Source organism: Streptomyces sp. CoH27 (genome assembly GCF_020181035.1).
Classification (GTDB): Bacteria; Actinomycetota; Actinomycetes; order Streptomycetales; family Streptomycetaceae; genus Streptomyces; species Streptomyces camelliae.
This window is the reverse complement of record NZ_JAIQYY010000006.1, coordinates 127903-150241: the sequence shown is the minus strand read 5'-3', so window position 1 is coordinate 150241 and position 22339 is coordinate 127903. Positions and strand designations below refer to the sequence as shown.

The following is a 22339-nucleotide window of genomic DNA, read 5'->3' as shown; positions in this document are numbered from 1 at the left end:
TGCCCGTGTTCCAGGGCGCGTTGACCAAGAGGAACACGAGGAGGAGCGGTCACAGTGCTTGATCCGCAGGGTTTGTACGCATGGGAGCCGAAGGGCCTCGCCGTTGTCGACATGGCGCTCGCCCAGGAGTCGGCCGGCCTTGTCATGCTCTACCACTTCGACGGATACATCGACGCGGGTGAGACCGGCGACCAGATCGTCGACCGGCTGCTCGACTCACTGCCCCACCAGCTCGTCGCCCGATTCGACCACGACCGGCTCGTGGACTACCGGGCCCGCCGGCCGCTGCTGACCTTCAAGCGCGACCGCTGGACCGAGTACGAGGTCCCGGCCATCGAGGTCCGCCTCGTCCAGGACACCACGGGCGCCCCCTTCCTGCTGCTGTCCGGACCCGAGCCGGACGTGGAGTGGGAGCGCTTCGCGGCGGCCGTCCAGCAGATCGTGGAGCGGCTCGGCGTGCGCCTGTCCGTGAACTTCCACGGCATCCCCATGGGCGTCCCGCACACCCGCCCGGTCGGCCTCACCCCGCACGGCAACCGCACCGATCTCGTCCCCGGCCACCGCAGCCCCTTCGACGAGGCCCAGGTGCCCGGCAGCGCCGAGGCGCTGGTGGAGTACCGGCTGAGCGAGGCCGGGCACGACGTCCTGGGCGTCGCCGCGCACGTCCCGCACTACATCGCCCGGTCCGCGTATCCGGACGCCGCCCTGACCGTCCTGGAGGCCATCACGGCCGCCACCGGGCTGGTCCTCCCGGGCGTCGCGCATGCGCTGCGCACCGACGCGCACCGCACGCAGACGGAGATCGACCGGCAGATCCAGGAGGGCGACGAGGAACTCACCGCGCTCGTCCAGGGCCTGGAGCACCAGTACGACGCCGCGGCGGGCGCCGAGACCCGGGGCAACATGCTCGCCGAGCCGGTGGACATTCCGTCCGCCGACGAGATCGGGCGGGAGTTCGAGCGGTTCCTGGCGGAGCGGGAAGGCGACAACTGACCTCAGCCGGTTCCGCTGTCAGCGGCAGGGCCTAAGCTACCGCTCATGCTGAGAGTAGGCCTGACCGGTGGCATCGGTGCCGGCAAGAGCGAGGTGTCGCGGCTGCTGGTGGAGCACGGGGCCGTGCTGATCGACGCGGACCGCATCGCGCGCGAGGTCGTGGCGCCGGGCACCCCGGGCCTCGCGGCCGTGGTCGAGGCGTTCGGTACGGACGTCCTCGCCGCCGACGGCAGCCTGGACCGGCCCCGGCTCGGCTCGATCGTCTTCGCCGACCCCGAGAAGCTCGCCGTCCTCAACTCGATCGTGCACCCCCTGGTAGGCGTCCGCTCCCGCGAACTGGAGGAGGCCGCGGCCGCCGACGCCGTCGTGATCCACGACGTACCCCTGCTGACCGAGAACGGCCTGGCGCCCCGCTACGACCTCGTGATCGTCGTGGACGCGAGCCCCGAGACCCAGCTCGACCGGCTGACGCGCCTGCGCGGGATGACCGAGGAGGACGCACGCGCGCGGATGGCCGCGCAGGCCACGCGCGCACAGCGCCGGGAGATCGCGGACATCGTGATCGACAACGACGTCCCCCTGGACACGCTGCACAAGCGGGTCGCGCAGGTGTGGGACGAGCTCGTACGCCGGGCCCGCGAGGAGTCCGCGGAGTCGTCCGCGGGATCATCCACGGAATAGCGGCCCGCTGTCCGGGCGTTGAACTGCCGGAGTGAGGGAAGGACTCAGCCGTGCCCGAGACCAGCGGTTCCACCGGACGTACTCCGGAAACGCATGTGATCGACTTCCGTGCAGCCGAGCATCTGCTCAAAGCACGGGACCCACGCGGCGCGGTGAAACTGCTCGACGGAGTCATCGCCGCGCACCCCGAGAACACCGCCGCCCGCCTGCTGCGCGCGCGTGCCTTCTTCGCGGCGGCGCAACTGCGGCCTGCCGAGCTGGAGTTCACCATCGTGCTGGAGCGCGAGCCGGACAACGCGTTCGCGCATTTCGCGCTGGCCCGCACCTACGAACGCCAGGGCCGCCCCGAGCAGGCCAGACGCCACTTCCGGCTGGCGGCCGCGCTCGACCCCAACCCGGAGTATCTGAAGGCGGCACGCTTCGACGACTGAGCGGCCCGTCACGGGTGACGAGCGAGCGGGCCTTCCCGGGTGCCGGTGCGCCGGTGCCGCGGGCCGGTCATGGATGCCGGTGCCTCGGCGGGCGCCGGAACGGCGGTCGCGTCTCCCGCGGCCGGTACGGCGGCCCGTCGTCCAGCGGCTGATACGGCGGTATGTCACGGCCCGGCTGGTAGTGCGGGCCCTGTCGCATGTGGCGGACGATCATGGTCATGTCGGCGGTGACCACCAGCCACAGCACCGCGCAGGCCGCCGCCCAGCCGGGGCGTCCGGCAAGCGCGAACGCCGCCGTGCCGAAGACCGACCAGACCAGCCCCCACACGCTCAGCCAGAAACGCGCCCGCAGCGCACTGCGCGCGGTCGTCGGTTCACTGCCCGTACGCATGGCATCACCACTCCTCCTTGCAACGTACTCTTCGGTGACGACGTTCACCAACGCCCCTCGTCCGACGTTCGCCGAAGGGGGATCCAGTGCTGCCGGACGCCGACGACCTGCCCGAACTGCTCCTCGACCTGGCCGTGCCGCACGAGGACATCGACGTTCTGGTGGCACGACGCAGCCGGATCACCGGCGACCCGGGAGTGCTGCGGCTGCTCAGGGAGTGCGTGGAGGAACTGTTCCACGACCCGGCGGAGCCGGGCCGCGCCCCTGGCCTCGCCGGGCTCCTCGATGCGGCACCGGCCGAGCTGAGCCAGGTCTTCCCCGTGTACGTCTTCGTCGCCGCGGTCCCGCGCACTCTCGCCCGGCACCGGGAACGCGGCATCCCGCCCGAGGTCTCCCGGCGCACCCTGGCCGACCTGGGCCGGCACATGGCACTGCACCGCAGCCGGCACGGCACGACCGGCGTGTCGGTGCGGGGCTGGCTCGTCCGGCACTTCCGCGGCGAGCTGTTCCAGCTGGGCCGGCTGCAGTTCGAGCGGGCGCGGCTCGGGGAGCGCACGGCGCCGGTGCTCGCGGCGGCCGGACTGACCGCGGCACCCGGCACGCCCTGCCTGAGCCTGCACATCCCGGACCACCACGGCCCGCTCACGCCGTCCGCCTGCGACCGCTCCCTGGCGTGGGCCCGGGACTTCTTCCCCCTGCACTTTCCCGAGGAGCGGCCGGTGGCGGCGCTGTGCCACTCCTGGCTGCTCGACCGGCAGCTACGGCGTTATCTGCCCGCCGACTCCAACATCGTCCGGTTCCAGGACCGGTTCCGCACCGTGCGAGAGGACACCGAACCGGCCGACACCGAGCCCGTCCGGTTCGTCTTCGGGGACCCCGGCCTGCCGGTGGCGGAGCTGCCGCGGCGCACCTCCGTGGAGCGGGCGGTGGGGGACCATCTGCGGGCGGGCGGTCACTGGTACATCGGGCATGGCTGGTTCCCGTTCCCCGGCTGAACAGCGCGGGGCGGAGGCACATCACTCGAAAGGGTGAACTGGCGTGGGAGGGGAACGGGCGTGCGGGAGCGGGCCGTTGTTCGGGCATGACGGTCGAAATGCGTGAGGGACACGAAGGCACCGGACCCGGAGCGATCACCCCGGACGGCTGCGCGGTCGAGCTGTACGAGCGGCTGCCGGTGGGCGACGAGCCGGACATCATCGCGGCGGCGGTACCGGCCGGGGCGCACATCCTGGAGCTCGGCAGCGGAGTAGGCCGCGTGACCCACCCCTTGATCGAGCGGGGCTTCACGGTCACGGCGGTGGACGAGTCCGCCGACATGCTGGCCCGGATCCGCGGGGCGCGCACGGTGTGCGCCCCCATCGAGGAACTGGACCTGGGCGGCGAGAAGTTCGACGTCGTGATGCTCGCGTCGTTCCTCGTCCACGCCGGCGACGAGGAGGTCCGCAGAGGCCTGCTGCGCACCTGCGCCCGGCATGTGGCGGAGGGCGGCTGCGTGCTCATCCAACGGGAGGGCGAGGACTATCACACGAACGTGCCCAGGGAGCGGGTCCACCCGAGCGGCTTGACGGTCCGGATCGCCTCGGCGGAGCCCGTCGGCGAGGGGGTGAACTCGGTCCACGTCGAGTACCTGTTCCCGGACACGGTCTGGACCCAGACGTTCCTGGCCCGGCCCCTGACGAAGGAGCAGTTCGAGTCGGCACTGGAGGAGGCGGGACTGGAGGTGGACACGTATCTGACACCGGACAGGGTGTGGGTGCGGGCGGTACCCAAGGCATAGCGGGCATCCACCGCTGCCTCACCGGGAGCGTGCACGTGCTCCGGCAGCCCGGCCGGCGACGGATCAGCGTCCCCGGGAACGCCCGCCCGATCCACCGCGCCCGCCTGACGCACCGCGCCCGCCCGACGCACCGGCATCACCCCGCCCACTGGATCCGCCGGGCCCGTCGGAGCCGGCGCCACGGCTCGCGCGGCCACCCGCTCCGCCGGACGAGCCACGTCCGCCGGATCCGCCGGGCTTGGTACGGCCACCACGGCCACCCTGCCCGCCCGGTCCACCAGCCCCACCGGATCCGCCCGGTCCACCCAGCCCGGCGAAGCCTCCGGGGCCGGCGAAGGGGCCCGGAGTGCCGAGGCTGCGGAGGCGTTCCAACTCGCGGCGGTCTCGCTTGGTGGGGCGGCCGGTGCCTCGGTCGCGCAGGCCGGCGGGGGCCACGGACTCGCGGGGCGGGGGCGGCGGGGAGTTGTCGATGTAGCACTGGACGGCCACGGGTGCGCCGACGCGCTTGCGGATCAGGCGCTTGACGATCACGACGCGTTCCCGGCCCTCGTGCCGCAGGCGCACCTCGTCGCCGACGCGCACGGCGTAGGCGGGCTTCACCCGCTCACCGTTCACATGCACATGGCCGCCCCGGCAGGCGGTGGCGCCCAGGGAACGCGTCTTGATCAGACGTACGGCCCAGATCCAGCTGTCGATCCGGACCGTTTCCCCGGTAGCCGGCCCCGCGGCCTCGGCGGCGGCCACCGCGGCGGCGATCTTGGGATCGAGGGGCCGACCGGCTGACGTACCGGAGTCGTCGTGGTCCTGGGCGGGGCTCACGCCGTCCGGTCCGCCGGTCCCACGGTTCAGGTTGTCGTCCGCATCCTCGGAAGCCATGAACCGACCTTAACGCCCCGGGCCGGTTGTGCCGGACGCGTTTTCCAGCGGGCGGGGAAGCGGTGCGGGGCTGTCCGTGCAGCTCAGGGGCCTCATGGGGTGCTGGGCCGCTTTCACCCGGGCCGCGTCGGGGAGGGGAGGGGCAGGAGTCGGGGGGCATACCGTGGCCTTATGGACGTCAGCTGTGCCCTCGCCCGGCTCGACCGGCGCGTCACGGAGTGCCGGGCCTGTCCCCGGCTGGTGGAGTGGCGTGAGGAGGTGGCCCGGACCAAGCGGGCCGCGTTCGCCGACTGGACGTACTGGGGGCGGCCGGTGCCCGGCTTCGGCCCGGCCGACGCCCGGCTGCTGATCATCGGGCTGGCCCCCGCCGCGCACGGAGGCAACCGTACCGGCCGGATGTTCACCGGCGACCGCTCCGGAGACGTGCTCTACCAGGCGCTGTACGACGTGGGGCTCGCCTCGCAGCCGACCTCCGTCAGCGCCGGCGACGGACTGGAGCTGTACGGCGTCCGTGTCACCGCGCCTGTGCACTGCGCGCCGCCCGCCAACAAGCCGACCACCGGCGAGCGCGACACCTGCCGCCCCTGGCTGGTCCAGGAGCTGAAGCTGCTGCGCCCGACGCTGAAGGCTGCCGTCGTCCTCGGCGCCTTCGGCTGGCAGGCCGCGCTGCCGGCGTTCGCCGAGGCGGGTTGGAGAGTACCCCGGCCCCGCCCGGTCTTCGCCCACGGCACCCGGGTCGCGCTCGACGACCTCGACCTCTTCGGCTGCTTCCACGTCAGCCAGCGCAACACCTTCACGGGCAGGCTCACCGCCGAGATGCTGCGCGAGGTGCTGCGCACGGCGGCGAAGACGGCCGGCCTGTGATGACCGACCTCATCCGCCGACCTTGAGCCGCCCCTTACGACCGCCGTCTGCTCAGCCGCCCCGTACGACCGCTGTCTGCTCAGCCGCCCACCTTGAGCTGCCCCGTACAACCGTCGTCCCCTGAGCCGTCCTGTACCACCCGTCGTCCCCTGAGCCGGCGACAGCGACCGGACTACCCTCGGCCGGTCCCTGCCCGCCCCAGTCCCCGCTGCCCAGTCCCCGCTGCCCAGACCCTGCCGCCCCGCCGCCCGTCGCCCAGCCCCCATCGGCCCCGCCACGGCCGGCCCCCACGGTCGGCCCCGCCACGGCCGGTTCAGTTCCTGCCGGATCGGTCTCCCTCTCCCGGATCCATGCCGAACAGATGCCGTACCGTCGACCGATAGTTGGCGCGGACGTGGTCGAGGGCGTGGGTGCGGGCTCGGGCCGGGTCGCCGGAGGCGATCGCTTCGTACAACTCGCGGTGTTCGGTGAGGAGTTGGGGCCACTCTTCGTTGCGCCGGGTGAGCCAGCGCAGGCGGCCGTCGACCGGCTCCATGACCGAGATCAGCAGGCTGTTGCCGGCCAGGGCGCGGATGCGGTCGTGGAAGCGGGTGTTGATGTCCGTGATCGCCTCGGCGTCCCCCTCCTTCGTCGCCCGCGCCGCCTGCTCCAGCAGCTCCCGCAGCTCCGCGAGGGCCTCCGGGGTCACTCGGGTCGCCGCAAGCCCCGCCGCGTAGACCTCCAACGCCTCGCGCAGTTCGAAGAGTTCCCGGACGTCGGTCGGCGTCAGCCGGCGTACGACCGTGCGGCGGGCGGACTCGAAGAGGACGAAGCCCTCGGCGACGAGCGCGCGGATCGCCTCCCGCACCGGCACCCGCGAAACGCCGAACCGCTCGGCCAGCTCCCGTTCGACGAGCCGGTCACCGGGGGCCAGACGCCCGGCGATGATGTCCTCCCGCAGGCTCGCCAGGACCCGCTCGCGCACCGCGCCCAGGGGTTCGATCTTCGTCATGGGCCCATCTTCGCCGAAGCGAGGGGTCTTTTACCGGGCCGTAACGGCAACGACATCGGTCCGAATGCTTGACGACGGCACCATGTCGGCAGTTTGGTATACCAAACGGCCGCCGTCCTCCGTCCCCTCGCCCATGGAGGCCCCGTGTCCCTCGCTGATCGCGCCGAAGCCCCCGGCGCCACCGCGTTCGTCCCCGACCCCCGCCTCGTCAACGAGGACCTCGCCCCCGCCGCGCAGCGGAACTGGAAGGTCTTCGACCTGTTCGCCATGTGGATGTCCGACGTCCACAACCTCGGCAACTACACCTTCGCCGCCGGTCTGCTGGTCCTCGGCATGAACGTCTGGCAGGTCTTCACGGCCCTGCTGGCCGGTTTCGTGCTCATCTACGTCGGCATGAACCGGATGGGGAAGATCGGCCAGCGCCACGGTGTGCCGTTTCCCGTGGTCAGCCGCATCAGCTTCGGCGTCTGGGGCGCCAACATCCCGGCGCTGATCCGGGCCGTGATCGCCATCATGTGGTATGGCATCCAGACCTATCTGGCCTCCGTCGCCGTCAACGTGATGCTGCTGGCCGCCTGGCCGGGCCTCGTCTCCCTCACCCACCACTCCTTCCTCGGCCTGGACGCGCTCGGCTGGATCTCCTTCCTCTCCCTCTGGCTGATCCAGGCGCTGATCATCACGCAGGGCATGGAATCCGTACGGAAGTTCCAGGACTTCTGCGGTCCCGCGATCTGGCTGGTGATGATCGCGCTGGCGGTCTGGGTCCTGGCCAAGGCCCACTGGAGCATCTCGCTCACCTCCACCCCGCACCCGGTGTCCACCGGCGAGCAGTGGCGTCAGTGGTTCGGCGCGATCGGCCTCATCCTGGCCACCTACGGCACGCTGATGCTCAACTTCTGCGATTTCTCCCGCTTCGCACCCGACTACAAGACCGTCCGGCGCGGCAACTTCTGGGGCCTGCCCATCAACTCCACCGCCTTCGTCGTCGTCTCGGTGATCGTCACTGCGGGCTCACTGAAGGCGTTCGGGCAGGCCATCACCGACCCGGCGGAACTGGTCGCCAAGGTGGGCAACACCTGGGTGCTCGTCGTGGCCGCGTTCACCTTCGCGGTGGCGACCATGGGCGTGAATATCGTCGCCAACTTCGTCTCACCGGCGTACGACCTCGCCAACGTCTGGCCGCAGAAGATCACCTTCAAGACCGGCGGCATGATCAGCACGGTGGCCGCGCTGGTCGTGACCCCCTGGAACCTCTTCTCCAACCCGACCGTCGTCAACTACTTCCTCGGCGGCCTCGGCGCCTTCCTCGGCCCGCTGTTCGGCGTGATCATGATCGACTACTACTGGGTCAAGCGCGGCAAGGTCGACGTCGACGCGCTGTTCGACGCCCGGCCGGGCAGCCCGTACCACTACCGCAAGGGCGTCAACCCCAAGGCGCTGTGGGCGTTCCTGCCCTCCGCCGCGGTCGCCGCCGTGCTGGCGCTGGTGAAGAGCTTCAGCGATGTGGCGCCGTACTCCTGGTTCATCGGCACCGCACTCGCCGCCGCCCTGTACGCGGCGCTGTGCCGGCGGCAGCGCACGGACCTCACGGCGCAGGAGGCCTGACGGACGTGCGGATCATCGTCACCAACTGCAACACCACGCGGGAGATGACCGACGAGATCGTGCGAGGTGCCCAGGCCGCCGCGGGCCCGGGCACCACCGTGACCGGTCTGACCCCCGCCTGGGGACCGGCCTCGGCCGAGGGATGGCTCGACAGCTATCTCTCGGCCGCGGCCGTCCTCGACACCCTGCGCACCTACGACGGGCCGCCGTACGACGCCGTCGTCCTGGCCGGATTCGGCGAGCACGGCCGGGAAGGCGTACGAGAACTGGTGGACGTCCCGGTCGTGGACATCACCGAGGCCGCCGCCCACCTCGCCTGCCTTCTCGGCCGCCGCTACGGCGTCGTCACCACCCTCGACCGCTCGCGCGGCCAGATCGAGGACAGCCTGGAGACGGCCGGCGTGGCCCGCAACTGCGCCGCCGTCGTCGGCACCGGCCTCGGCGTCCTCGACCTGGCCGACGACCCCGGGCGCACGGAGTCCGCGTTCCTGTCGGCGGCCGAGCGGGCCCGCGAGGCCGGCGCTGAGGTGCTGGTCCTGGGCTGCGCCGGGATGACGGGCCTGCAGCGCGCGGTGGGCGAGAAGCTCGGCCTGCCGGTGGTCGACGGCGTCGCGGCGGCGGTCCGGCTTGCCGAGTCCTTGGTGGCCCTGGGCCTGAGGACGAGCCGGGCGGGCAGCTACGGCAAACCCTTGCCGAAGGAGAGGCGGTGGGGGCGGCCGTCGTGAGCCGGGCGTCGGGTCAGGCCTGAGGCCGCCAGACGTACCGCACATCCGGCTCCCGCTCCTCGTTGCCACTCCCGTCGGTGAACTCGACGGCCGTGAATCCGTGCCGCTCGTAGAACCGGTGGGCGGGCTTGTTGACCTGGAAGGTCCACAGGGTCAGCCCGCCCGGAGCGCGCTCCTTGGCCAGCGCGACGAACCGGTCGCCGATCCCGCGCCCCCGCCAGTCCGGGTCCAGGTACAGCTGGGACAACTCCCCTTCGCGCAGCACCATCACGCCGACGATCCCGGCATCGGCCGCCTCCACCACCCAGGTCTCCCGCAACGGCACGACGACGTCCCGGAAGTGATTCCGTACGTCGTCGTCGGAGCGCGGCCGGACGACGGTGGGCAGCGCGGCACGGAACGACCGCAGCCACACATCGGCGGCGGCCCCGGCGTCCGCCGCCCCCGCCCGCCGGAGAACGACGTCACTCATTCCCGCCCCGCCCCGCCCCCTCCGGCACCACGGCCGTGGCCGTGATCTCCACCAGCTGGCCGGGGTACCCGAGGCAGGCGACGCCGATCAGCGTGGACGAGTGCGGACCCGTGCTCAGGCCCGAGGCCTCGACCACGTCCCACACCGCCGCCAGCACGGCGGGCTCCGCGCTCACCACGTACACATCGGTCACGACCACATGCGCCAAGTCGCTCCCAACGGCGTCCAGTTGCTCCCGCAGATTGGCGATCACCTGCTCGGCCTGCCGCACGGCGTCCCCCGGACCCACCAGCTCCCCCCGGGCGTCGAGCGGCACGGACCCGGCGAGAAAGGCAAGCCTGGTGCCGGCCTCCACCACCGAGGCGTGCGCGTAGGTGGGCGGCGGGAAGAGAGTGGGCACGGTCACTCGGCGGATCATGACGGCTCCTCGGGCAGTGGCTCGACAACCTCCCGATCATCCGCGCCCGGCAGCGCCGACGCATCCCGATTTCTCGGCCCGGAGAAGGGGGCCGAGGAAGCGGCTGGGTTCGCCGTGCCAGAAGACGGCGAGCGCGTCCCGGGAGCGCGTGGCGGCGACGAACAGAAGTGACCGTGCGCGCTGGATCTCCCGTCGATGGCGCAATGCGTCGGAGCGTTCCATCTGGATGACGGCCTCGCGGGGGACAAGACCTTCGCTCACACCGGCGATGATCATGCGCTGATACTCAAGCCCCTTGAACCGGAACATCGTTCCGATGTGTACCCCTTCGTCTCCGCGTGGGCCGTCCGGGCCGATCTCGACGGCCCTGATCCCGGCACGGGCCAGGGTGACCGCGACCTCCTGCGCCATCGCGTTGGTCGGCACACAGATCGCGATCTGCTCCAGCGGGATGTCGGACCATTCCGCGAGCAGTTCCGCCACCGCCGCACGCTCCGAGTCCCAGTCCGGACTCGGGTGCAAGGTGGGTCGGCCGCCGCTGAGGACGGACCGGTATCCGCCGAGTGATTCCTGGTCGCCGTCGAGGTCGTCGAACGACTCGCCTTCCAGCACCCCGAGAGCGGATCCCAGAATCTGCCGGGTGGTGCGGTAGCTGAGGGTGAGCTTGGCGGACCGGCCCCGGATGTTGACGCCGAGGCTGCCCAAGGTCACCTGGTTGTTGTAGATCCGCTGGTGGGTGTCGCCGACGAGGAAGATGTCGTTGCGGTTCCGCGCGACCATGGCGCGCAGCATCTTCCAGTGTCCTGGCCGCAGGTCCTGTGCCTCGTCCACCACGATGTGCCGGTAGCGGTGCCGCAGCCATCCGGCAGAACCGTCCTGGAGATGTACGTTGTCGCGGCCGGCGGCTTGTTCCCGCTGCTGCTCGACTGCCAGGATGCGCCGCTCCCGCTCCATCTCCAGACGTGCGGCGCGCTCGGCCACCTGCGCCCAAGTCTGACGGCCCAGCCGGTCCAGGCGCTGGGTGAACTTTTCCGCCAGCTGCCAGATCTCGGCCCGCTCGGCCCGGGTGACGTTACGGCCCCGGCCCGCGCGCCGGGCCCGGAAGTACTCGGTGCGGGAGGCCACTGCCTGACCGAGGATGACCTGAGTCCACTCGTCGTGCAGAAACTCCGCGTCCCAGGCCGACTCACCCAGCTCGTCGAGCATGGCACGCCATTCGCGCAGCACCTGGTTGTCGTCGATCGTCTGTTTGGCGTTGCCGGGCTCGGCCTCTCGCACCACGCGCAACGCCAGCTGGTCGACATGGCTGATCTCCACGCGGTCGAGCAACTCCTCGCCGCCCAGCTCCATGAGGCGGGCCCGGAGATCCGCTGCGAGATTCTTGTTGTACGTCGTCAGGAGAACCGGCTTGGTACGGCCCGGGGGAAGCTGCTGGACCAGATGCCTGACCCGGTGCAGGGCGACGATGGTCTTTCCGGTGCCGGGACCGCCTCCCACCCGGGCGGGACCGGAGTAGTCCCGCTCCACCAGCTTGGACTGCGTCGGGTGCAGGAAGACTTTCCAACGGCCGAAGTCCTTGCCTTCCAGGGCCTCACGGAGAGCCTCGTCCGTCGTCGTGACCATGGTCGCCGGACGCTCGGCGGCAGCCTGGAAGTCTTCCGTGTCCACCGGCTCCGGCGCGGCGACGGGGGCCGTCACCTGTTCCAGAACCTCGTCGTAGCTCTTGCCGTCGAACAGTGAGAGCAGGATCTCGCCGGTCAGCTGGGGCGCGTACTCGACGAGCCCGAGGAGCTGTTCCTCCGTGGTGAGGGTCCGGATCACCGGAACGAGGGGCTCGGCGACACCCAGGTCGATGAGCTGCTGGTCGGTGAAGCGCGCGAACAGCGGCGGGGCCTGCGCCGGCTCCGGCGGTGCCGCGGCCACCGTCGGGGCGGGCACACTTCTGCGCAGCACGCTCTCCTCGACCACCTGGAGGTCGACGTACTCGATGGCACCGGTGACCTGGTTGATGCCGTACGAGAGCCGGTCGAGGTTCTCGTAGACCTCCTTGCGGTGCTTGACCGAGACGATCAGCCAGTCGTCGTCGGAGAGATGCAGCAGCAGTGCGCGGTACTCGTCATTGACCCGAGCCGACCACAGCCTGCTGTCCCCGCGGAGCTGTTTGAGCGCCAGACCCGTGGCTCGGGGGTTCGCCTTGAATTTGTGCTGGAAGTCGTAGAGAGCGCCCTTGACCGCACGAGGGAGTTTGAGGATCTCCTTGTCGGCCTTGTCGAGCAGACGAAGAGTCACACGCGCGGTGTTCATCGGTGGGGCTCCCCCAGAGTCGTTCCGTTGCTGCGCTGATCACGATGCTCGGCAGGCATCGATGGTTGTACGACGAGCCGGTGGGCCAGCTCTTCGGCGGTCCAGTCGGTGGCCGGCCGCACGTCCCAGCCGGCTGCGCCGAAGGCCCGGTCCCGGTCCTGCGCTTCGTAATCGGGTTCCGCTTCGCCCGTTCGCGGCGCCAGCACCACACCGATCTTCTGCTCCGGCCAGGCGAGTTCGGCCATCCATCCGTGCTCGTCGAGTTCGAACCCGTCGACGGGGGCGGGCACACCGCGCGTGGCGAGCGAGACCGCCAGCAGCTGAAGGCCGGGTTCGTCCGGATCCAGGTACTCAAGGACGGTGTCCCAGCCGGAGCCCGTCGCCGCGGAAGGCGGGGCCTGCTCGATCGACTGCTCGGAGTCGACGGCGGGAGGGGCGTTCTCACTGTCCTGATCATGGACGATGTGCTCGGTCGGCGTGTGAACACCGATGACCGCGCCGAGATCGACCCGGGTGGAGGCGAGCCACCCGGAGCCACCCGTGACGGTGAGGGTGTCCGGTGAGAAGCCGTCGAGCCGGCTCGTGGTCAACTGCGCGCTGTCCCCGCCACCGTGCTCCAGGAACTGCAGCAGGTTGCTCCAGTACAGCCACGCGCGCCAGCGTTCCTTGTGCGCCTGGGAGCCGGTGAGAGCCGAGGGGGTGTCGTCCAGGACGGTCAGCGCCGTCCAGGAGGGGGGCTTGCGCCGACCGTCGGCCACCGCGACCACCCGGCAGTGCGACCGGTCCACCGCACTGAGCACGCGCAGGGGACCGCCCGCTCCGGACAGCGGCGCACCCTGGAGTGCGGCGGTCACCTGGGCGGCCACGGCGTCGCCGGACACGGCCGTCGAATCGGGCCGAGCCCCGGTCAGGCCGGCGACGGCGGCCTCCGCGCGGGCCAGCCACACGTCCCCTTCAGGTGAGCGGAGATAGGCCAGCAGCGTATCCGCCGGGTTGACCCAGACGGTCTCGGCGAGTTCGCCCGGCAGGCCCCGCCGTACCTTGGCGTAGTAGTCGCGGGCCTGGCGTCTGCCCTGCTCACCGTAGGGTTGCCACACGGGGTCGGCCGGCCCCAGGGGCACGGTGCCCGTGTTGTACACCCGTGCGCGCCACTCCTTCACGTCGTAGTACGTCAGCTGGAAGACACGCAGCCCGTCGGCCCGGAGCCGGGTGCGCTTCGCGGCGTCGTCGGCGAGGCGGTTGTGGCGGGCCGTGGCATGGAACTCGAATCCGTCCAGGTACAGCGCCAGTCGGGGGCCGGGTGCGTCGAGCCGTTCGAACAGCACGTCGGGCCGGGTCCCGTCGAGAGCGCGTTGCTGGGACACGCGCCAGCTCAGGGTCGTACCGGCCGGGCCGGTCAGCCGCAGGTCGAGCGAGTACGTACCTGCCGTCGTCGTGTAGGCGTCCGCACTGGCCCGGGAACCGGGCCGGCGGGCCCACTCCCGGAGCGTGTCGATGAACATGACCTCAAGGTCGCTCTCGGCCTGACGCTCCAAGGGGATGGTGTGCGTCGCCACGACCGGGGAGGTCTTCCAGCGCTCCCCGGTCTCGCCGAGGAGCTCGTCGAGCATCTGCCGTACTTCGTTGCGGCTCACCCGGTCGTAGTCGCCCGCGGGGACGCGACGGAGCAGGCAGCGGTGGCAGCCGTCCATGCCCTTCTCGATGCAGGCACAGCTCTCGATGGTCTCCCTGGCCTTGAGGAGCACCTCACGGAACCCGTCGGCCGAGGCGAGGCGATGCAGGTAGCCGGTGCCGCCCGGCAGCCGGTCGTAGACCACGAGGAAACGCCGGGGCCAGTCGGCGTCCCCTCCGTCGGGCATGGACGCGGCGGCGATGTCGATGTGGTCGGGGTCTCCGCCGTACCGGGCGGCGATCCCCACGAACAGGGCAGCCGTGAACGAAGCCAGCCGTTCCCTGGCGCGGGCCACGGACGCGGGGAGCAGTATGCGCACGGCTTCGGTGACCAGTTCGTGGGCGAGGAGCAGGGGGATGTCCTCGCCCTTGCCCTGTCCGCCGCCGGCCGCCCTCGTCTTGCGGCGCGGACACCACAGCAGATGGTGGGCACTGGCCCTGCTGGATGCGGCCAGGGACTCCGTGAGGGCGTCATGGGGCTGGTCCACCACCGGACGGCCGTCGGCGGTCGCGCCTCCGCAACCGGTGCACACGTAGAAGGGATTGATGCGCACGTCGTCGCCGGCGAGGGGCACGGTGCTGCTGCCGTCCTGGCGGTCCACGCCCAGGTTCAGCGTCCGGACGACGGCGCGCCGGGTGAAGTCGACGCCGAACACGGCCGTGTCGTGTCGCCAGGAGCCCGACGCGAGATGCACCGGGTCGATGTCGACGGTCGTGAGCATGGCGTACCGGCGCCGGTCGCGTTCGTCCTTGTCGTCCCGGACGCGGGCGTCGTCCCGTTTGTCCCGGGCGATCACTCGCCGTGGTTCCAGGACGTACTGGACGCACCCGGCATCGGCTATCTCCCGGCCGCCGCAGCGGGGACAGGGCGACGTGTCCGCCTTGGCGTTCTCCGTGCGCACGTACCCGCACGCCGGGCACAGCCGCCACACCGACCAGGCCCGGCGTTCCGGGCTTCCGATGTCGAGGGCGCGGACGACGTGCCGGTAGCCGTTGACGTAGAAGCTGTTGCCCGGAGCGAGCTCGGCCAGGGCGAGCCGGCGTGATCGCTCGTAGTCGCGCACCTCGCTGCGGTACGTCTTCTTCGTGCCGGCGGCCTCGCTGTCGCCCTCGGTCTGCTGCTCGGTCCAGTAGAGCGTCGCCTCCAGCTGGGTCGTGGTGTCGGTGAGGCTGTAGTTCGGCAGCAGCCCCAGGTCGACGAGTGCGCCGTGGGCGCCGGCCTGGCTCAGCTCGCGCAGCAGATCGCCGGTGGTGCGGCGCTCGGCCAGCAACTCTCGGTATTCCCGGTCCTGTTCGGGATCGGAGCGGACAAGGCCGTCCATGGCGGTGTCGATGGCCGCGATCCTGCGCCGCAGTTCCTCACGCCGGGACGTCCAGTCCTCCTCTGCCTCCTGGAGGGCGCGGACGATGCCGCCGGTCGCGTACGTCCGCAGTTCCTCGGCGGCGTGCTCGGTGACCCCGGTCCCGTCCGGCCCGGCTGCCGGAAAGAGGCCGAGGAAGTCCTCGACCAGCGCGGCGCCATGGGTGAGCGCCGCGTCCGCGAGGTCCTGGCACCAGCCTGTGGTGCCGAAGAGCGCGGACACCAGCCGGGGCGCGGGCTGCAGCCGCTCGCCGTCCGCGGTGACGAGCGCTCCCCGGGCGGCCAGGTCCAGCAGGTGCGCCGTGTACTGGCGGCGCAGGATCTCCACCGCGGACAGGTAGCAGCCGGGCGGGACGATGTCACCGGCGATCATCTCGCGGGGTTCGTCCAGGTAGTACAGGTCCCGCGCCCGCCGCCCGCCGAAGGCGACCACCAGGGCGTTGCCCGTCCGGCGCCCGGCGCGGCCGGCCCGCTGTACGTAGTTGGCGGGGCCCTTCGGCAGCGAGCCGAGGAGTACGGCCGACAGATCGCCGATGTCGATGCCGAGTTCGAGCGTGGGCGTGCAGGAGAGCACATTGGGGTCGGTGTAGTGGGTGCCGTCGCGGAAGGTCCGCTCGACCCGCTCGCGCTGCGGTCGCGTGAGCATGCCGGTGTGCTCGGCCGTCACCACGCGGAAGGTGCCTCCGGTCAGATACAGCCGCCGGTAGTAGTCGTTCTGGTAGTCGCGTTCGCGGGAGCCGCCGAACCCTCCGGAGCTGCCGGTCAGGCTCAGCGTGACGTCGTCCTGCGGCGGCCTCAGTACCCCCTTGCACCGGTAGCGGGGGCAGGGGTGCCCGTACCAGCGGGTCTTGCGCTCGGGCGGCACGACCTGCTCCCAGCCGCAGTCCGGGCAGCTCACGAAGGCCTTGTTCACGACGGCGTCGTCCAGCAGGCGCACCTCGACATGGCCCGGCTGCAGGCCGTACACCCTGGTCGCCCGGTCCTGCGCGGTGCGGACCGCGAGGACACCGTCCTCCGCCAGCACCGGCAGCAGCCGTCGCAGGTACTCGTTCGCTCCGTTCGCGTCCAGGCCGAGGCAGCGCCGGGTCCAGTCCTGGTACCAGCCGAGCCGGCCGGTGGCCGTGTCGAAGGTGGACCTCTCCTTGGGGGCGTCCAGCAGGAACCGGGGCGCGGCCACGCCGTCGGGGAACGCGGGCATGCCGTCGGGGCGCCCACCCCACACCTTGAACCGGGTGACTCCGGCATCCCGCATCCACGGATCGAGCCACCGGTGCCGTATGCCTCCGCGCAGCCGCACCCGCTCCAGCAGTCCCCGTACGAACGCGAGATAGCGATCAGGAGTGGGCAGATCACCCACCGCCACCAGCTGACCGGGCAGGGTCAGATGCAGGTCACGGGCCAGCAGGGCGACCTTCTCCGGATCGCGCAGCGCGACCTCGGCCGCCACGGTCCGGGTCAGCTCCAGGGTGCGGCCCTGGCGGGAGCGCAGGCCGAACTCCATCACTGTCGCGAACGCCAGCCGCTCGCCGATGAGCTTCCAGGTGCGGGCGTCGCCCGTGCCCCGCCCGGACAGCAGCCGGTCCACCCCCGGCTCGTCGTGCAGGTCCGGCGGCACGACGGCGGTCAGCGCCTGGGGATCGTCGACGGCGTCGAGCACGTTGCCGATCAGGTCGTTCAGCGCCAGCGGCTGCGGTGAGTCGGCGAGGGTGTGGGCGAGCAGGGACCGCAGCGAGAACTTGTACGAGGCGTTGGCCACGTAGCCCGCGCGGTGAGCGGCGTCCTGAGTGGAGTCGTTGAAGAGAAGCGTCTTGCGTTCTTCCGGTACGAGGGCGATGTCGCCGCCGGTGAACAGCTGGGTGACGGTCGCCGAGGCGAGCGCCGCGAGAGAGGTGCCGAGGAAGCGGATGCCGTTGTCGGTGTTGCACGCGGGGCAACGGTCGTCGACAGCGGCTCTGTCGGCCGATTTCTTGTCGGTGATGGCCAGAGCGAACCAGCCGTCCTGCAGCTCTTCGCGGTCGGCGGCCGTCGGCAGCCGGTACCTGCCCTGTGCGCCGTCCAGAACGACGACGGAGAGCGGATCGACACCGCTGCCCCGCCCCGAGGACGGCCGGGCGCCGGTCAGCGCGTCGAGTGCCTCGTCCCGCTCGGCGGCGGTGGCGGCGATGAAGTACCGGATGCGCCGCTTGTCCCGGCCCACGCCCGCGCGCCATACCCGGTCCTGTGCCATCACCAGCTGCTGTGGATCCGCCTCCGGGGACAGCGCCGCCCATCCGGAGCGACCGCAGGTGCGGCAGTAGACAGCGGGCAGGTGCACGGCGGCCGGTCGTACGGCGGTGTCGGCCCCCGGCTGTGCCTCGGCCCGCCGGGCGTCGCCCGAGGGCCATCCGCCCGACGAGCGCTCCCCGTCCTCGTCCTCGGCTCCTGCGGGCGCGGCGGCGAGCGCGGTACGGCGGGCCGCGGTGCGGTCGTCCTCGTACCAGCGGAACTCGGGGTTCGGTCCGACGCCGCGCAGCACCCGCGTGACCGGCCGCACCCACAGGTGGGCCTCGATGTGCAGCAGCGGACGCGGCCGCTTCTCGTCGGATTCCGGATCCCGGGCGGCCGACAGCAGCGCCACGAACCGGGCGAGGGCCTGCAGAGCCAGCCGGGGGTTCTCCCGCGCGGTACGCCCCCACGCGTACCCGAACCGGCTCATACGGTCCCGCAGTTCCCACTCGCTCAGCGGCTCACCGTCCAGCAAGGACAGCACACCGTGGGTGAAGTCATGCCGCTTCAGCAGTCTGCCGAGCTGGAAGGCGTCGAGTCCGCGCCGCCCGAGCAACCGCTCCGCGAGCCCGTCGAGATCGAGCAGGTCCGGCCGGGCCTCCACTCCTGGACCGCCTGAGCACTCGATCACCTCCTTCGGGGAGGGAGGCTCGGGCAGTTCGTAATCGACCTCGCCGGTGAACTGGCCCGCGGTCATCCGCTCCTCGCCGATCACCGCGTCCGCGGCGAAGGGCACACCGAAGACCTGGCCCGCCACATCGAGGATGCCGCCCTGCTGGCTGCCGGACGCGTTCTCGCCCAGGGTCGCGGAGGTGGCCACCGGGCAGATTCCGCCGAGCGGCCGCCCGGGCCGGTCCTTTCCGGTGGCCTTCGCCAGCCGCCGCAACAGCATCGCCACGTCCGTGCCCTGGGCACCGTCGTACGTGTGGAACTCGTCGAGCACCACGTACGTGATGTCCGCGCCCTCCCACAGCGGCCGGTCCTCGCCGCGCTGCAACAGCAGGTCGAGCATCTTGTAGTTCGTGATCAGCACGTCCGGCGGCGAGACCCGCATCTCCTCACGCCGGGTCATCACCCGCCGGAAGTCCGTGTCGGGCCGGTCGCCGATGTAGAGGCCGGCGGTCACCTGGGCCAGCTCCGGATGCGCCAGGTACTCGCCGATGCGGCCCGCCTGGTCGGTGGCGAGCGCGTTCATCGGATACAGCAGCACGGCCTTGACCCCGCCCCGTCCCTCGGCCTTCTGCCTGCGGCAGTGGTCGAGCACGGGGACGAGGAAGGACTCCGTCTTGCCGGACCCGGTTCCCGTGGTGATCAGCGTGGGAGCCGCGGGCCCCCGTAGCGTGCTGAGCCGCTCCCATGCCTTGGCCTGATGCCGGTACGGCGGGAAACCGGGCGTCCACTCAAGATGCTGCCGCCAGCCGTCGTCCGCCGTGTGAAAGGGGGTCCGGATCCGCAGATACGGTCCGCGGAAGATCCCCGTCTCGGGGTGGCTGAGAAACCGCTCCAGGGCGGCGCGGGTCACCGAGTCGGTCAGGGCATAGGTCGTCGTGAGGTATTGCGTCAGACTGCCGCGCACCTGCGCGGCGGCCAGGGTCGGCCGCACGACGTGCTCCTTCGTCCCAGGTCAATGTACGGGTCAACCGTATAGCGGAGGTCTGACAGCGTCTCCCGGTTCACCGGTTCCGCTGTGGGAATCCAGGGTCGCTTATAGCCGGAATTGCTACCTTTCGTGACAAACCTGATCGAGGCGATGGACGGCCTGCTCGGTCGGGTGGACGCCGGCCATGGCGAAGGCTGCATCCACGGCGCCGCGTCGGACGGACAACGGTCCGTGCCTGCAAGGGTGTTGGGCTAGTGTGGGATCGTTGTCGCGGCTGGGGATTCTGGGTGTCCCGGCGGGCCGGAAACTCGGGGGAAGGCATATGGACCCGTATCTCGCCACACTGGCCGGTGAGGCCGGAACCGCGTTCGTGGCTGTTCTCGTGGGCGAAGGGTGGCAGCAGGCGCGTGATGGGATCGTGGCCCTGTGGCGCCGTAACCGTCCGCAGGACGCGGAGCGCGTCTCGCATGAGCTGGAGACGTCACGCCGGACACTGCTCACGGCTGCGCAGAACGGTGACTCCTGGGTGCAGGACGACATCGCCGCGGACTGGCGGCGGCAGGTGGCCGGACTGCTCGGTGACAGCCCTGATGCCGCGGAGGAGCTGCGCGGGCTGCTGACCAGGCTGGGTCATGAGCCGAGCCGGCAGGAGATCCGGGGCGGCGTGCGGTTCGAAGCGCGTGCGTCGGGCAGTGCCCGGATCTACCAGTCGGTGGGTGACCAGCACATCACCGAACGGTGAGCGACAGGGAACGCCCCGGACGGGAAGACCGGGGGCAGGTCGAATTCAAGGGCGACGCGGCGGACAACGCGCATGTGTACCAGTCCAATGGGGACCAGTACATCTCGCACACGCACGTCTATGGAGTCGATGGCGGCGCGGACGGAGCCCTGACACACGCGGGAGCACGCGCCGCGACCCTGGAGCGGACGCACGAGCGTGTCAGCCTCCTGATCACGGTGCTTCAGGTCACGGAAGCCGAGTGGCGGGCCCGCTGCGCCGAGTTGGCGGCGGAGGCACAGCGGGCCAGGGCCGAGGGGCGGGCCGAGGCGCTGGCCGAGATGCAGGAGCAGCTGAGAGCGGCCGAACTGCGCGTGATGAAGGCGCAGGACATGATGCGGAACGCGGTCGTCGAGCGGGAAAAGGCGGAGGCGTTGCTCACGCAGGCGCAGCAGGAGCTGGCGCTGCGACGGCGTGCCGAGGAGCGGGCCCGGACCGATGAAGTCCCGGTGTCCGCAGCCCGACTGCGTGAGGAAGGCGAGCAGTTCACCGAGCTCCTGGAGAGGGCCGAGGCGGAACTCGGGGCCGTGCGCGACGATCTGCGGTCGCTGGGCGATGACGCAGCCGGACCGGGCGGTCCACAGCCCGCGCAGGTCATCGAGGGGCAATGGACTCGGCGTTCCGAGGCGGACCCTGGTCTGAGCCGGATGACGGAGGACTCTTTCAAGACTCCCACGCCGGTTTTCCAGGTTCCCACGCAGGCCTACCCGCAGGCATACACGCAGGCCTACCCGCCGACCTACCCGCAGGCCTACCCACAGGTCAAGGGTGCGACGCGACAGCCGGTACCTGGTCCGCCTCGGCGGTTCAGGATCGGTGTGGCGTGGGTGATCTGCGCGATTCCGCCCTGGATTCCGATGCTCGTCGTCACGGCGAATCGAGCCGCGTACGCCTCTGACGCGGCCCTCTGGAAAACGGTGCCGTTCACCGTCGTGACGGTTCTCCTGGGCGCGGCGGTGTGCGGGCTCGGGCTGCTGGCCGACCTGGCAGTGGTCGGCATGCTGGACCGGGACTCCGAGACCACGGCCCTGGGCGGTGGGTGCGCGCTCTCCCTCATAGCTTGCGTCATGCTTCTGCTGATCGCGTTCTTCACCCCCCTGAACGCGCCTGGCCCCGCCGGTGCGTGGGGGCGGGGTCTCGCCTCACTCGTGGGTCTGGGCTGACCACACCCTCAGTTGTTGGACAGCCGGTCGCTGCCCGGCTTGGTGCCCACGTACGCGAGGCGGAAGACCTTCCGCTCGGGCACGAGCCGGAAGTAGAGCCGGCCCTTGCCCGGGGTCATACGGCCGTGCCAGGAGAAGCAGACGTCCTGGCCGTCGAGGTCCGGGTCGGGGAAGGTGCACAGGTGCCGCCGACTCTGTGACTCCGGAGTGATGTGCGGGTTCTGCCAGTCCGGCTCGGGGGAGCGGGCGAAGTCCCAGTGGCCGGCGGCCGTCGACTGGAGGTCGGCGAGGAGGCCGCGGACGGGACGGAACCACTTCGGGTCGAGATGCAGCAGGTCACGGTCGAAGCGGGGCAGACGCTCCAGCGAGGGGAAGAACTCGGCCCAGGAATCGAGGATGTCGGACGGGCCGGTGAGGGAGTGGAGCCCGGTGCTGCGTGCCCACGCCTCGTGCTCGTCGGCCTCCTCCGGGCAGGAGCAGTGGCGGACCCGGTCCCGGTCGGTCTCGATGTCGTCCTCGCCGAGGCGGTTGATGTCGACGTCGAGCCAGGAACTCGCCCACTTCTGGGTGAGAGGGAGACTGATGGCCATGCTGTCCATGAGGTGGGCGGCGCCGAGACCGACGGCACGGCGGCCGTCGTGGAAGTGCTCGATCTCCGCCGCGTCATGTCCCGCCGCGTCCAGCACGCCTCTCAACGTGTTGCGGTCGCGCAGTCTCAGGATGTAGCGGTGCCGGTCCTTGTTGAGCGACGTGGCGTTCGCCCACTTCTGGTATTCGTGACCGCGCGCGAGTTCGGCGGGCTGGAGGGGGCTCTCGATCACCAGCGCGACCTTCCGCCAGCCCCCCAGATGCTTCAGGGTGGACACGAACACGGCCATCGCCGCGTCCACTTGGCGTGGGCCCGCCTCGGACGTACAGGACAGTTCGTTCAGGAACAACGACAGCGGCACTGCGACCCTCCCCCTGGGGTG

18 protein-coding genes are annotated in these 22339 nt (G+C 71.1%); 10 read left to right on the top strand and 8 right to left on the bottom strand.

From position 1 onward, the window contains the following. Positions 1-54 precede the first annotated feature (54 nt). From LE548_RS11345 to LE548_RS11335, 3 genes are read left to right on the top strand one after another with little or no spacing between them, the layout of a single operon-like run. A complete protein-coding gene (locus LE548_RS11345; protein WP_225096578.1) occupies positions 55-993 on the top strand; it encodes a PAC2 family protein in 939 nt (312 codons plus the stop codon). Between the two features lie 45 nt (positions 994-1038). Beyond that, positions 1039-1674, top strand: a complete 636-nt coding sequence (gene coaE, locus LE548_RS11340) for a dephospho-CoA kinase (RefSeq protein ID WP_225096577.1) — start codon at positions 1039-1041, stop codon at positions 1672-1674. Positions 1675-1724: 50 nt separating this feature from the next. Beyond that, entirely contained in the window at positions 1725-2105 is a 381-nt protein-coding gene (locus LE548_RS11335) for a tetratricopeptide repeat protein (protein WP_225096575.1), read from the top strand. Between the two features lie 67 nt (positions 2106-2172). Here LE548_RS11335 and LE548_RS11330 read toward each other — a convergent pair whose 3' ends face one another. Then, a complete protein-coding gene (locus tag LE548_RS11330) occupies positions 2173-2496 on the bottom strand; it encodes a DUF6343 family protein (RefSeq protein WP_225096574.1) in 324 nt (107 codons plus the stop codon). Positions 2497-2582: 86 nt separating this feature from the next. Here LE548_RS11330 and LE548_RS11325 point away from each other — a divergent pair, with 86 nt between their 5' ends. Both LE548_RS11325 and LE548_RS11320 read left to right on the top strand, forming a co-directional pair. Further along, on the top strand, positions 2583-3491 hold the full coding sequence (locus LE548_RS11325; RefSeq protein WP_225096573.1) for an acyltransferase domain-containing protein: 909 nt from the start codon (positions 2583-2585) through the stop codon (positions 3489-3491). Positions 3492-3589: 98 nt separating this feature from the next. Continuing rightward, on the top strand, positions 3590-4273 hold the full coding sequence (locus tag LE548_RS11320; protein WP_225096572.1) for a bifunctional 2-polyprenyl-6-hydroxyphenol methylase/3-demethylubiquinol 3-O-methyltransferase UbiG: 684 nt from the start codon (positions 3590-3592) through the stop codon (positions 4271-4273). Positions 4274-4336: 63 nt separating this feature from the next. Here LE548_RS11320 and LE548_RS11315 read toward each other — a convergent pair whose 3' ends face one another. Continuing rightward, on the bottom strand, positions 4337-5149 hold the full coding sequence (locus LE548_RS11315; protein ID WP_225096571.1) for an RNA-binding S4 domain-containing protein: 813 nt from the start codon (positions 5147-5149) through the stop codon (positions 4337-4339). A 171-nt stretch (positions 5150-5320) separates the two neighbouring features. On the opposite strand from LE548_RS11315, the gene LE548_RS11310 reads away from it, so the two are divergent. Further along, complete coding sequence (locus LE548_RS11310) at positions 5321-6013, top strand: uracil-DNA glycosylase (protein WP_225096570.1); 693 nt, start codon at positions 5321-5323, stop codon at positions 6011-6013. 313 nt (positions 6014-6326) lie between these two features. On the opposite strand, the gene LE548_RS11305 is transcribed toward LE548_RS11310, so the two are convergent. Continuing rightward, complete coding sequence (locus tag LE548_RS11305; RefSeq protein ID WP_225096569.1) at positions 6327-7004, bottom strand: GntR family transcriptional regulator; 678 nt, start codon at positions 7002-7004, stop codon at positions 6327-6329. Positions 7005-7148: 144 nt separating this feature from the next. Between LE548_RS11305 and LE548_RS11300 the strand changes: the two genes are divergently transcribed. After that, positions 7149-8609 carry an NCS1 family nucleobase:cation symporter-1 gene (locus LE548_RS11300; RefSeq protein ID WP_225096568.1) on the top strand — a complete coding sequence of 487 codons (1461 nt, stop codon included), beginning with the start codon at positions 7149-7151 and terminating at the stop codon, positions 8607-8609. A 5-nt stretch (positions 8610-8614) separates the two neighbouring features. Beyond that, a complete protein-coding gene (locus LE548_RS11295) occupies positions 8615-9334 on the top strand; it encodes an aspartate/glutamate racemase family protein (protein ID WP_225096566.1) in 720 nt (239 codons plus the stop codon). 13 nt (positions 9335-9347) lie between these two features. On the opposite strand, the gene LE548_RS11290 is transcribed toward LE548_RS11295, so the two are convergent. The 4 genes from LE548_RS11290 to LE548_RS11275 are packed head-to-tail and all read right to left on the bottom strand — an operon-like array spanning position 9348 to position 19427. Next, complete coding sequence (locus LE548_RS11290; protein ID WP_225096565.1) at positions 9348-9806, bottom strand: GNAT family N-acetyltransferase; 459 nt, start codon at positions 9804-9806, stop codon at positions 9348-9350. Beyond that, positions 9799-10224 (bottom strand): RidA family protein, encoded by a 426-nt coding sequence (locus tag LE548_RS11285; RefSeq protein ID WP_225096564.1) that lies wholly within the window; start codon positions 10222-10224, stop codon positions 9799-9801. Before LE548_RS11285 ends, LE548_RS11290 begins: the two co-directional genes overlap by 8 nt. A gap of 36 nt (positions 10225-10260) precedes the next feature. Continuing rightward, positions 10261-12528, bottom strand: a complete 2268-nt coding sequence (locus LE548_RS11280) for a UvrD-helicase domain-containing protein (protein WP_225096563.1) — start codon at positions 12526-12528, stop codon at positions 10261-10263. After that, positions 12525-19427: a DEAD/DEAH box helicase gene (locus LE548_RS11275; RefSeq protein WP_225096562.1), complete on the bottom strand. Its 6903-nt coding sequence runs from the start codon at positions 19425-19427 to the stop codon at positions 12525-12527. The genes LE548_RS11280 and LE548_RS11275 overlap by 4 nt, the downstream gene beginning before the upstream one ends. A 319-nt stretch (positions 19428-19746) precedes the next feature. Here LE548_RS11275 and LE548_RS11270 point away from each other — a divergent pair, with 319 nt between their 5' ends. Together LE548_RS11270 and LE548_RS11265 are read left to right on the top strand one after the other, a co-directional pair. Next, positions 19747-20166: a hypothetical protein gene (locus LE548_RS11270; RefSeq protein ID WP_225096561.1), complete on the top strand. Its 420-nt coding sequence runs from the start codon at positions 19747-19749 to the stop codon at positions 20164-20166. Further along, a complete protein-coding gene (locus LE548_RS11265; RefSeq protein WP_225096560.1) occupies positions 20163-21368 on the top strand; it encodes a hypothetical protein in 1206 nt (401 codons plus the stop codon). The genes LE548_RS11270 and LE548_RS11265 overlap by 4 nt, the downstream gene beginning before the upstream one ends. Before the next feature lie 8 nt (positions 21369-21376). Here LE548_RS11265 and LE548_RS11260 read toward each other — a convergent pair whose 3' ends face one another. Further along, positions 21377-22318, bottom strand: coding sequence for a hypothetical protein (locus tag LE548_RS11260; RefSeq protein WP_225096559.1), 942 nt, complete (start codon positions 22316-22318; stop codon positions 21377-21379). Between the last annotated feature and the right edge of the window lie 21 nt (positions 22319-22339).

Excerpts from the sequence above, each read along its gene's own strand:
- coaE (WP_225096577.1), top strand. The coding sequence starts at position 1,039 with ATGCTGAGAGTAGGCCTGACCGGTGGCATCGGTGCCGGCAAGAGCGAG.
- LE548_RS11330 (WP_225096574.1), bottom strand. The coding sequence starts at position 2,496 with ATGCGTACGGGCAGTGAACCGACGACCGCGCGCAGTGCGCTGCGGGCG.
- LE548_RS11320 (WP_225096572.1), top strand. The coding sequence starts at position 3,590 with ATGCGTGAGGGACACGAAGGCACCGGACCCGGAGCGATCACCCCGGAC.
- LE548_RS11315 (WP_225096571.1), bottom strand. The coding sequence starts at position 5,149 with ATGGCTTCCGAGGATGCGGACGACAACCTGAACCGTGGGACCGGCGGA.
- LE548_RS11310 (WP_225096570.1), top strand. The coding sequence starts at position 5,321 with ATGGACGTCAGCTGTGCCCTCGCCCGGCTCGACCGGCGCGTCACGGAG.
- LE548_RS11305 (WP_225096569.1), bottom strand. The coding sequence starts at position 7,004 with ATGACGAAGATCGAACCCCTGGGCGCGGTGCGCGAGCGGGTCCTGGCG.
- LE548_RS11290 (WP_225096565.1), bottom strand. The coding sequence starts at position 9,806 with ATGAGTGACGTCGTTCTCCGGCGGGCGGGGGCGGCGGACGCCGGGGCC.
- LE548_RS11285 (WP_225096564.1), bottom strand. The coding sequence starts at position 10,224 with ATGATCCGCCGAGTGACCGTGCCCACTCTCTTCCCGCCGCCCACCTAC.
- LE548_RS11280 (WP_225096563.1), bottom strand. The coding sequence starts at position 12,528 with ATGAACACCGCGCGTGTGACTCTTCGTCTGCTCGACAAGGCCGACAAG.
- LE548_RS11270 (WP_225096561.1), top strand. The coding sequence starts at position 19,747 with ATGGACCCGTATCTCGCCACACTGGCCGGTGAGGCCGGAACCGCGTTC.